General features: G+C 42.9%; 6 protein-coding genes and 2 pseudogenes. 1 reads left to right on the top strand and 7 read right to left on the bottom strand.

All coding sequences use genetic code 11. The features are described from left to right. Window positions 1-82: 82 nt before the first annotated feature. From AB4384_RS23140 to AB4384_RS23110, 7 genes and pseudogenes are all read right to left on the bottom strand, one after another. Entirely contained in the window at window positions 83-1,540 is a 1,458-nt protein-coding gene (locus AB4384_RS23140; protein ID WP_372130174.1) for a phospholipase D family protein, read from the bottom strand. Between the two features lie 84 nt (window positions 1,541-1,624). Further along, window positions 1,625-2,647, bottom strand: a pseudogene (locus tag AB4384_RS23135) (carboxylesterase/lipase family protein); the annotation flags it as partial. A 77-nt stretch (window positions 2,648-2,724) separates the two neighbouring features. Next, window positions 2,725-3,790 (bottom strand): annotated as a pseudogene (locus AB4384_RS23130) (carboxylesterase family protein); the annotation flags it as partial. Between the two features lie 218 nt (window positions 3,791-4,008). Continuing rightward, window positions 4,009-5,667 (bottom strand): hypothetical protein, encoded by a 1,659-nt coding sequence (locus AB4384_RS23125; RefSeq protein ID WP_372130173.1) that lies wholly within the window; start codon window positions 5,665-5,667, stop codon window positions 4,009-4,011. Window positions 5,668-5,993: 326 nt separating this feature from the next. Beyond that, window positions 5,994-7,349, bottom strand: coding sequence for an FUSC family protein (locus tag AB4384_RS23120; protein ID WP_372130172.1), 1,356 nt, complete (start codon window positions 7,347-7,349; stop codon window positions 5,994-5,996). Between the two features lie 9 nt (window positions 7,350-7,358). Next, window positions 7,359-8,225 (bottom strand): HlyD family secretion protein, encoded by an 867-nt coding sequence (locus tag AB4384_RS23115; protein ID WP_017059803.1) that lies wholly within the window; start codon window positions 8,223-8,225, stop codon window positions 7,359-7,361. Window positions 8,226-8,235: 10 nt separating this feature from the next. Beyond that, the gene (locus tag AB4384_RS23110) at window positions 8,236-8,448 is read right to left on the bottom strand and encodes a DUF1656 domain-containing protein (protein ID WP_017059802.1); all 213 of its coding nucleotides are present in this window, start codon (window positions 8,446-8,448) and stop codon (window positions 8,236-8,238) included. A gap of 471 nt (window positions 8,449-8,919) precedes the next feature. Here AB4384_RS23110 and aspT point away from each other — a divergent pair. After that, window positions 8,920-10,409 (top strand): aspartate-alanine antiporter (gene aspT, locus AB4384_RS23105; protein WP_372130171.1); only part of this gene is annotated, 1,490 nt, incomplete at its 3' end.

The following is a 10,409-nucleotide window of genomic DNA, read 5'->3' as shown; positions in this document are numbered from 1 at the left end:
CTTTACGGGGTCACTTCAAATTACGCGGCTTTTTTACATTTGGACTGGAGAAAATTAAAAATTAAGATTCGAAGCTGAACACTTAAAGCTCGAACTCGCCATTCATTTTTCGAAATAACCAATCAGGTACCTTGTTCCATGAACTGTAGTTCGGGTTCTTAGTATGGATTTGTTCCTCTGAAGCCCAGATGGTGTCACCTGATTGTTCTCGCGACACAGCCCAGAACAACTCCTCTTTCTGACGTGTTAAGTAGTGTGTCACTTGCTTCGCAAACTCTTCACTGTCAACCAACACCCCAAACTCAACGTTGAGAAAGTCTGATCTTGGATCGAAGTTAGAAGAGCCAATATAGGTGACACGCTCATCTAAAATTACTGTCTTGTTGTGGTAGTAGGTATCAACATGAAAGTAGTGATCATCATTGATCGCTTGGCTTTTGTACTCATAGATACTTACGCCCTTGTCGAGTAGAGTCTCACGGTGTTTTTCGTAATACGCAGGCACAAAGCCCGAATCATTAGAAGCCGATGAATTCGTCAGTAAGGTGACTTCGGCTTCGCTCTCTCTAAGTGCATCGACGAATACAAACTTGTTATCGCTTGGCACCATATAAGGCGTAGAAATAATAACCTTAGAAGGTGTCGGTACTTTTTGCTTCATCAAGTGTTCAATACGTTGGCGAAAGTAGGGCTTGTTGTCATTGAGTTTCTCCAGTGAGTCAAATACCGGCGTGACAGAGGTTGAAATGAACTTCGGTTGGTTTAAGCTCTTTATCTGCCTTTCGACTTCAGACGTGATCAATGCTTGATTCTTTTCACCTTTGTTCAACGCTTTGGTGAACGCTTGGTATTGCTCTTTCTCTTTGATTTTAATGCGTTCTTGAATTGGCACTACATGCTCACTGTTCCACAACGCTTGGTAGTTTCGGTCGAAAGCAGCAATCACGTCGCCTTTAAACAGCACATCCATATCAAAGAAGTTGGCACTTTCGCTGTAGCCAAAGTAGTCATCACCGATGTTGCGCCCACCGAGGATCATCGATTGGTGATCAACGTTAAAGTATTTCTCATGCAGTCGATTATCTAACTGTTTTTGATGAGTAGAGAAGTTGAGCGCACGACCAATCCAGCCAGCTTTACGTGACTCAAAAGGGTTGAACAGTCGAATCTCAATATTGGCGTGTGAGTCCAACTCCGCAAGCCATTTGTCATTGAATACCAACAAGTCATCCAGTGTGAGGCGCACGGCCACATCGCGGTCAGCGGCGTGTTTCAGCTCGTTTAACAGCATCAGACCCAGAGTGTCGTTTTCCCAAGAGAAGTAAGTCATATCAATCGAGTGTTTTGCTTGGCGAACCAGATCAATGCGGCGCGCAAAGGCTTCAGGCGCACTCGGGATCAAATAGACTTCGGCTTGATGTTCTGTGCTTTGCCAGTTAGCTTCGAAGTCAGGTTCAACATCGGGGTAAGGTTGGGCACATCCTGTGACCAAAGCAATCAACATTATTGTGCATGCTGTTTTTAGTTTGCTAAGTGTCATAACTAACCTGCGTTTAAACATAAAATTTGGATATAGAAACGGCCAGCGAGCTGGCCGTTAAAGTAGGAAGGGTGTTGAATATGTTTAGTTTAGGTACCAGTCCCAAGGCATAAGACCTTGCTCTGCTAGACCCGTTAAGCGACCTTCACGAAGCTTAGGATCAACACCTGGGTTTGTGACATAGTCCCAGTCGAAGGTAGTGCTGTTGTCGCTGAATCCTGCACCATCAATGACAAGCACATTGTCGGTAGCATCGCTGTACTGGTAGCTCTGGAACAATTCATCGCTAAACCAAAGACGCGACATTTCGTTCATAAGGGCTTTATCTTTGCTTGATGGATTTACTTCGCTTCCATCAAAACGTACAGCTTTGTTGAACATAAATGGCAGTTCTGAACCGTTACATGCACCGCTGATGCAACCAATCGTTTTGAATAGATCAATGATTGACAGTTGGTCGTATTCGCCCGTTTCTTCATTTAGACCTGTTTTATAGTTCCACATGTTAAAGCTTGGTTTGTGCTCAAAGTGGTATAGCGTTGCTTCTACTTCGCTGTTTGCTGCCATATAACGAGCTGGGCCATTGAACAAGGTGTCATTTAGCAGGGTTTTAAATTGCTTCATGTTGTCAAGAGCACCACCTAAGCTAGATTCTGAGTTAGGGTAGAAATCAGTTAGGCTGAGTACTGTTGCGGCTTCTTCATGACCTGTAAGTTCGATATCTGTATATCCCAAAACACATTTGATTAACTCCAGAGTGTCAGTTTCAGTTATACAGCTTACAGCCCTAAGATTAATATCTACGTATGTATCAAGACCCCAAAACAACTGAGAAACTGAACTATACGCTGTCAAAGGGATTTCAGAGTTTTTAGTAAAATCCTGTACATTTAGGGCATTTAGTTTTTGTTCAAATTTCTTTTTATTTTCTTCATTTTCAAGCCACTGAAGTATGTTCAAAGCAACTGTTTTTGGCTCTGAACTTTCGACAAGTTCGGGATCTTCATTAGTTATAATGTTGATAAGTTTTGGGATTAAAAACGTTACGCTAAACAACATCCCAAAGCTATTAGCTTCATTTGCATTCGTACCTAGGACAGTTTGAACAGTTAGTTTCTCATTTAAAGGAGAGTTAATAGTGTTTATACAATGTTCTTCGTTGTTGGATTCTATTTTTAGTTCCGTACATGCCAAATATGGTGCAAATGGCATTAAGTTAGACATTGGTGTGTTATCAGATTTTGGTCCAAGATCAACGTCGCCAAATATAGGTGCTGAAACCGAGAGTGACAGAGAACTAAGTAACCAATTTTTTAGCTGTTCAATACCATTTAAAGCTGTTTCTTGCGACGCCATGATCTCATTGAGCGAAGTGTCTGCTGTAAACTCCTTACTGCGATCTTTTGCTACTTCATAACTAGGGTATTCAAAGCCGTACGGGTTACTCTGCATGATGGCACGTTGGAAATATTGACCTGCGATATCGTCATCTTGCTGCAAGAAACCAATAGACATAGCGCCTGAGCCTTGACCCATAACGGTTACGTTTTGAGCGTTACCACCGAAGTCAGCGATATTATTGTGTACCCACTCCAAGGCACGCTTTTGGTCACCTAGGCCATAGTTTCCATCTTCGTTCGCGCCTTTAATCCATTGAGTACCTAACTGACCAAGACGGTAGTTGAAGCTTACGTAGATGAAAGGCTTACCATCGTCGCTTCCTTGAGCAACCACGGTATCACCTTGGATGAGCGGCTCTGCACCAGAACCGTATTCGAAATCACCACCGTGAATGAATACATAAACCGGTAGGTCTGCATCAGCATCTACGCCTACTGGGCGCCAAATGTTCAGGTTCAAACAGTCTTCAGATTGTGTCTGTGAAACGGTCTTCAATTGAGGACATGCATCACCAAACGACGTTGCTTCAACAATGCCTTCTGAATTCATCAGCTCAGTTAAGTCGACAGGATTACTATGCTCAAAACGATCTGCGTCGGCAAATTTAATGCCTTTAAAAGACTCAACTGAAGCCAGTTTGTCGTCTTCGGTATTAGACGTAATCACCAGCTCTTCTTTAGACGCTGTGATCATCGCGTCGCCGATTTGAGTAGTAAAGGTTTCAGCAGGGGCAGGTACGAGAGGTTCAGGTTTATCTGGCTTTGGAACCGTTGGTTCAACGTCTGTGTCACAGCCAGCAAGAGCGGCCGCAATAGCGAGTGCGATGAGAGAACGATATGCAATAGTCATAAAAAATGTGTCCACAATAGAATTCGGTAAAATAACGAACCGCGCATCGATACCGTCAAACCTGTAGATCCATAAGGTGATGGCTCCGTCTTTGGAGCATTTGACGTTGTGTTTCTTCGTGTGTTATCTACTGGATAACCAACGTTGGCGCGTTTTCATTTGTATGATGTCGACCTAATACAACGTAGGTTCACATCAGAAATTTGGTTAGATTTAGTCTAAAAGCGATAGCCAAGGTTCAATGTCACAGCCGAACGAGTTTCACCTTTGTTGTACAACACGGTCATGTTGTAATGCTTGCCAATCTGTTTGTTGACTCCGGTTAAAAATGCCCACTGGTTAATGTCGACACCAACGTCGTAATCAAACTCAATATCGTCTGTCTTTACAGTACCTTGCATACGTGAATCTAAACCTTGGTATTCAGCACCAACGAAGAATTGAGCGCGATAATCAACTAATTGGTAGCCCAACATTGGCTGAATCGTGACAATGCCGTCACCCCAATCATCCATCCCTTTCAGACGGGTTTGTGAATAGGTGCCGGTCAGTGATGCAAAGAACTCTTTGTAACCAACAGATAGTGTTGTACCCGCACCGCGTAAGTCATATTCGAGATGCAGTGGTACATTTAAACGCCCACTGTTACACAGTGCTGATACGCCCTCGCACAGTTTGTCACCTAGACCAGGTAGTTTGTTATTGAGTTTATCTTGTAGATATTCTCCCGCAGCGCCGGTGTAAGAGGCATCAACATTCGCGTCAACGTTTACCTTTCCTACATATCCGAATACATTCCAGAACGGCAGAATATTCACATCACCACGTATTGAAAGACTTTCTGCTTTAACCGTTGCAACGCTATCTTCAGGGTCGAACAGGTCATTCAAGCGCACACCGCCAATCACGTAATCGGTCATAGGAAGGTTCATGTCTTGATTGCGATAAGCAACTGAAACACCGAATGGTAATGGCAAATCGATACCTTGACGACGCACCATGTCACCCATTAAAGGGAATACTCGATCTAACTTAACACTCGCTTCTTGCATACGAGGATCTGAAACTTCTTTTAGACGCTCTTCATGCAGGACATTAACGCCGTTGTCGTCTTCATAAATTGCGACGGGTTCAGTTACAGCGCTCATGGTCATCGGTTTCGTTTTAGACGTACCCTCGATGTTAGTTGTCTTACGTTCAATAACGACTTTACCAGAGTCTAACGTTTGGAAATCAATCACTTGGTAATAGGTATCGACTTTTGACTTACCAAGATTAAATGGCTTGTCGTTGGTGATTACCATGCGTTTTGGTGTGCCGCCTACAAGTTCAATATCAACATTCAAGAAACGGAAATAGGCGATGTCTTGTGGTAAGCCGTATTTCGAATAGTTGAAGCTAATGGTCACGTCGCCGTTGTCTTTTTCATTGACTTTCACTGACGATGGATCGAAGCTTTCTGCATAATTTCTTAGTCGATACTCAGTGCGCGTAAACTCTTCAATTTCATCGATCAGTTTTTCGTTTTCATCCAGCTCTTGCGGGTTGTATTTGACGCGCAGGTCGATGTTGCCTTTGCTGTCTGTGTTTTTTATCAGATAGACGCTTGAGTCACGAACCTCATCGCCAATTTGTATGGTTCGATGTGCGTGTTCAACTAGGTGTTCGCCCTGTACGAGCGAACTGATTGCTAGCTTTGGTAAATCATGACTGATGCCATATTTGTCAAATAGTGCTCGACCTTTTTCCATAACTTCGCTGTAAGTCTTGGTTTCTGCCGCAGACGCAAAATTGGGGGTGGTAAGTAATAGGGCGATCGCTAACACAGAAAGAGTATGGGTCTTACAGGCGCTGGTGCGTATTTCAAAAAAACTCATGACGGTTCCCACGCTGAGTAGCCTCAAACCTTCGAGACTCAAACAGTCGATGTAATACTGAACGTCGTGTTCAGTTGTTATGTATTTATCCGTTAGGATTGCTAGTGTGAATGTCGCGACTAAAAATGCATTGCGTCAATCAATGAGAGGATTTTAAGAGGAGGTGGCAGATCGCGTTAATCGCTTTTGATGGACGCTATCCTCACTTAGTAACAATTAGCGTTAATCAATTGATTTATAATGATTTTCAATAGATAAAAAAACGGCCTGTGAAGTAAAAATACTTGGCAGACCGTTTTGTTGTGAGTTGTTAAGCGCATTTAGTTCTAAGCAGTTACCCTCACTCTAAATAGATCAGTAAACAACTTCGCTATCATCAGAATAATCAAAATGTTTACGAGCATCAAAAGTGGCGTTTCAATTCCATAAACAGGTGTGAGGTTGAGCGCACCAGATGTGAGAACAACTAATAAGTTAATACCCAATATTCGGTGTACCATGAGCTTAGGTGTCGCGAACACTTTCCATATCACCATAATGTTAAGGAAGTAGAATAGTCCCAGCTCCCATAGTTCTGTCATTAATGGCATCACAAAGATGTATTGCAACAGAACCACCGACCCTGTACCCAACACACCATAAAAAGCGTCCTTAATAACGCTTGGTGGCATGGTCGGCACCATAGAAGAGAATACACCGGCTAACATAGGAAATATGAAACCACCTGGAACTGGAAGATAAATCCAAACCAACAGCGATGTGATAAACATCGACACGCCTTGCAGCACTTTGCGCCCATCTTCATTCAAATGTTCAACAAACGTGCGATGTGCATGATGCCAAGACACGTCTTTATGATCACCTGTGACATTGAGTTCACCCTCAACAAGAGATTGTTCTGGTGTTAATACATCGAACGTCTTCAAGTTGTGAGTAAGAACTGCCCATTGGATATCTAAGTCTGATTCGCTGTTACTTTGTTTGAGTAATGTATCTTGGATATGTGCCATTTCATCGATACGCAAGCGCCATGTTTGGATGTTCTCTTTAAGGTGGTAGCTTCCGGTCAGTGGCAGATCTAAAAGTTGATACAGCTTATCAATATTCGCGGTGTTGCTTTCAAGTGCGGCAATGTCGATGTTGTCTGTTTTTTCCATCGCATCTAACAACGCTTGTTTACTGGTTTCGAAACGTTGTACAAAGTTGAGTTCAGTATTCACAGGCCACACGATGCGATACACAATAGAGAACACAACAACACCTAATAGTGTTTCTTGAAGTCTAAGTACAGCAAAGTGAAAGGTGGTTTGGTTATCAAACCCGCCCATACAAGCAACAATCGAACACACGGTAAATCCTATTGAAAAGATGTAGCCGTATTTCTCGTCACTAGACATGAAAATACAAGTGCCTAAGAACACGGTAAGAAATGTTAGAAACAAAAATCGATCTTGTGAAAACATCGCAATGAGGAAAAAGGCATAACCGGTCCCTAACAAGGTTCCCATTAACCGGTTATGGCCTTTGTTTATTGAATGGGCGAAGCTCTCGTTCAATGCCATCACTGCGACGGCTACCGCAGCCCAATACGGTTTTTCCCAACCAAACCACAACGCTAGGCAGATTGCGATAACGATAGAGAGTGCGACTTTAATCGCGTCTTTAGTCGATGCAGTGAACATAAGAATCACCTAGCTATTTTTGATTATTTTGATCGAGGCAGTCATACCAACACGCAGTTGTACGTCTTCTGGTATTTTGTCTAACTTCACTTTGATAGGGATGCGTTGAGCTAGGCGTATCCATTGGAAGTTTGGATTCACGTTTGGCAATAAATCATTACCTGTGCTGCCGTCTTGCTTCGCGATACCAAAACCAATACTTTTGATATGTCCTTCTAGCTGAACATTGTTGTGCATCATTAAGGTCACATAAGCAGTGTCCTGAGCATCGACACCGACTAAATCAGTCTCTTTGAAATAACCTTCAATCCAGAAGCTATCTTCATCAATTAGCGCAACCACAGGTGAATTCGCGACAACTTGAGAGCCAACACGTAGGTTCAGATTGGTGATATAGCCGTTAGTAGGCGCATATACCTTGGTGTACTCAAGGTTGAGATGTGCTTCTTCTACGTTCGCTTTTGCCAGTTCGACATTTGCGGCGCTGGTTTCTACCGCGTTGTTCAAGTTGTTTAGTGTCAGCACGGGCACGGCACCGGGCGTTCTTTTCTCTAAATTCAACGCGCGTTGCTCTTCGTTTTTGGCTTTGGCGAGTAGGGCAAATGCTTGTTTTTGAGTCGCAAGTGCTTTTCTGTAGGTCGCCTTGTAAATACTCGGATCGATCTCAAAAAGAAGATCGCCTTTTTTTACCTTCGAGTTGTCTTCGACATGCACTTCAATGACTTGACCCGTGACTCGAGGTGTAATCGAGACGATATAAGCGCTGACTTGTCCGTCTCTGGTCCATGGGTTACTTGAGTACGACTGGTAATAGCTATAAACCACAGTTCCCGCAGCAGCCAATAATAAAAGTGTGATGAGATAACGTTTGATCACAGTAAGTGCCTCAAAAAATGGTAATAAAATGGCCGATAGCGCCAGTAAAAATCACGATCAAGCTCAGTTCTGCTATTGCAGGAAAGGCGACGTACTTATGAAGGCCAAACCGTGTCGCGATTGACCCTGTTAGCATTGTCAGTATGTAAGCCAGTGCGATAACCAATAACAGCGGTGGGAAGTAGACTTCATCCCACACAAGCTCATGCGGCATGGTATTCATGGTTCTGTTCTCTATTTGTTTGATGAATGCAACGGTAACGGAGTTCGATTTATTGTGATAATCGCTTATAGAGGATCGTACCCATCAAAATCCAACTTTATTCGGTGATTATGCCAACTGCCTCTTTGTTGAGAGCCGTAAGCCAGTAAAACAACGGTAGGTAGGTTGTCGTTCTTGAAGTGGAAACACTTAATTGAAATTGATTTCGAAAATCATCTACTTTTGCCGGTTTAAGATAAATCTATTTAAACCAATCACTTAAGGTGTAAATTGCACTTCAAAAACTATGCGAACAGTTAAAGTGATGATTTGATCCATCAAATGGGATTACATAATAAAACCTTTTGTTCTTAATATTCGGTTCGAAGCAACGAGATGCTTTATTTATTTTGAATGATCCAACAAATATCATTATTAAGTTATTCGTTAGATTATTTACTCCTTATATTTAGTAACAAGAGTAAATTTGTCATGGACATTATTTCTAATCTGTTTGACATGGCACCATTTGTCGCACTATTTATTACACTCTCATTGGGTTATATGGTTGGTAAAATTACTATCGGCCGATTTGTTTTAGGCGGTGTGGCCGGAACATTATTAATGGGCGTAATTATTGGGCAATTTGGTGTTCAGATTGATCCCGGCGTAAAAAGTATTTTCTTTGCGCTCTTTATTTATGCTGTGGGTTATCAAGGCGGCGCACAATTCTTTAAAGCGCTTAACTTTAGAACCATCAACATTCTGTTGTCTGCGGTTGTTATGACGGTTTCAGGCTTATTGTGTGTACTTGCCGCTGCGTGGTTGTTTGACTTAGATAGAGGTACTGCTGCGGGCCTAGCTGCCGGTGGTTTAACTCAGTCTGCGATCATTGGTACTGCAGGCGATGCGATCGCCCGTTTGGGTGGTGTGTCTGAAGAAGCCAAACATCTGATGCAAACTAACGTTGCTGTTGGTTACGCTGTAACTTACATCTTCGGTTCTCTAGGTCCAATCCTAATGGTGACATGGGTATTCCCAACACTAATGAAATGGGATATCCGCGCTGAAGCAATCAAAATGGCAGAAGCGAACTCAGATGGTAATGCAGAGCTTGGTGCTGGTGAATTCAATGCGATGACAAAACTTGAGACTCGCGCTTTTGAAATCAAAGCAGAGAGCAAACTGAATGGTTTGACACTAGCCCAAATCAATCAAGATTCAATAGACGCATGCATCGAAGTTATCGAGCGTGATGGCAAAGCGATTGAAGCAGACAAATTTACTAAGTTTCAACAAGGCGATGTTCTGGTTATCACAGGTACTCGTAAAGCCATTGGTCAGTTGAAAGGTGACTCTGTTGGCTCTGAAGTTGTGCTTCCAGAAGAGTACGAAGTCATTGAAGAGAACCGTCAGCTTATCGCAGACAACAAACAACTGATTGGCCGTACACTAGGTCAAATCAAATCAGAAGCGAACAAAGGCACTTACCGTGGTGTTTATGTGACTGACTACCTTCGCGAAGGTGTATCAATCCCAGTTCACGCTGACCTTGTTGTTAAGAAAAATGATGTTATTCAATTAACTGGCTCACCAAGCGATATTAATCGTGTTCAAGGTACAATCGGTAAGCCAATGAACTCAGCAACAATGACTGACTTCATTGTACTAGGCATGGGTATGGTATTGGGTCTTTTGATTGGCCTAATCAACTTCAAAATTGCAGGTATTCCGGTCACTATCGGCTCTGGTGCAGGCTGTCTAGTGTCAGGTCTGATTGTTGGTTGGTTACGCAGCCGTAACCCACATGTGGCGCAATTCCCAGAATCAGCAGCAAGCTTTATTCGCGACTTCGGTCTAGCAGCATTCGTGGGTATCGTTGGTCTTGAGGCTGGCCCTCAAGCGGTAGACACCATCAAAGAACACGGTATGAGCCTACTATTCTTGGGTGTTGCGGTAACCATCATTCCACAGATTATTTC

Source organism: Vibrio sp. 10N.261.51.A4 (assembly GCF_041471945.1).
Lineage (GTDB): Bacteria > Pseudomonadota > Gammaproteobacteria > Enterobacterales > Vibrionaceae > Vibrio > Vibrio crassostreae_C.
Note: the sequence above shows the minus strand (reverse complement) of the source record. Positions and strands in the feature narration are given on the sequence as shown.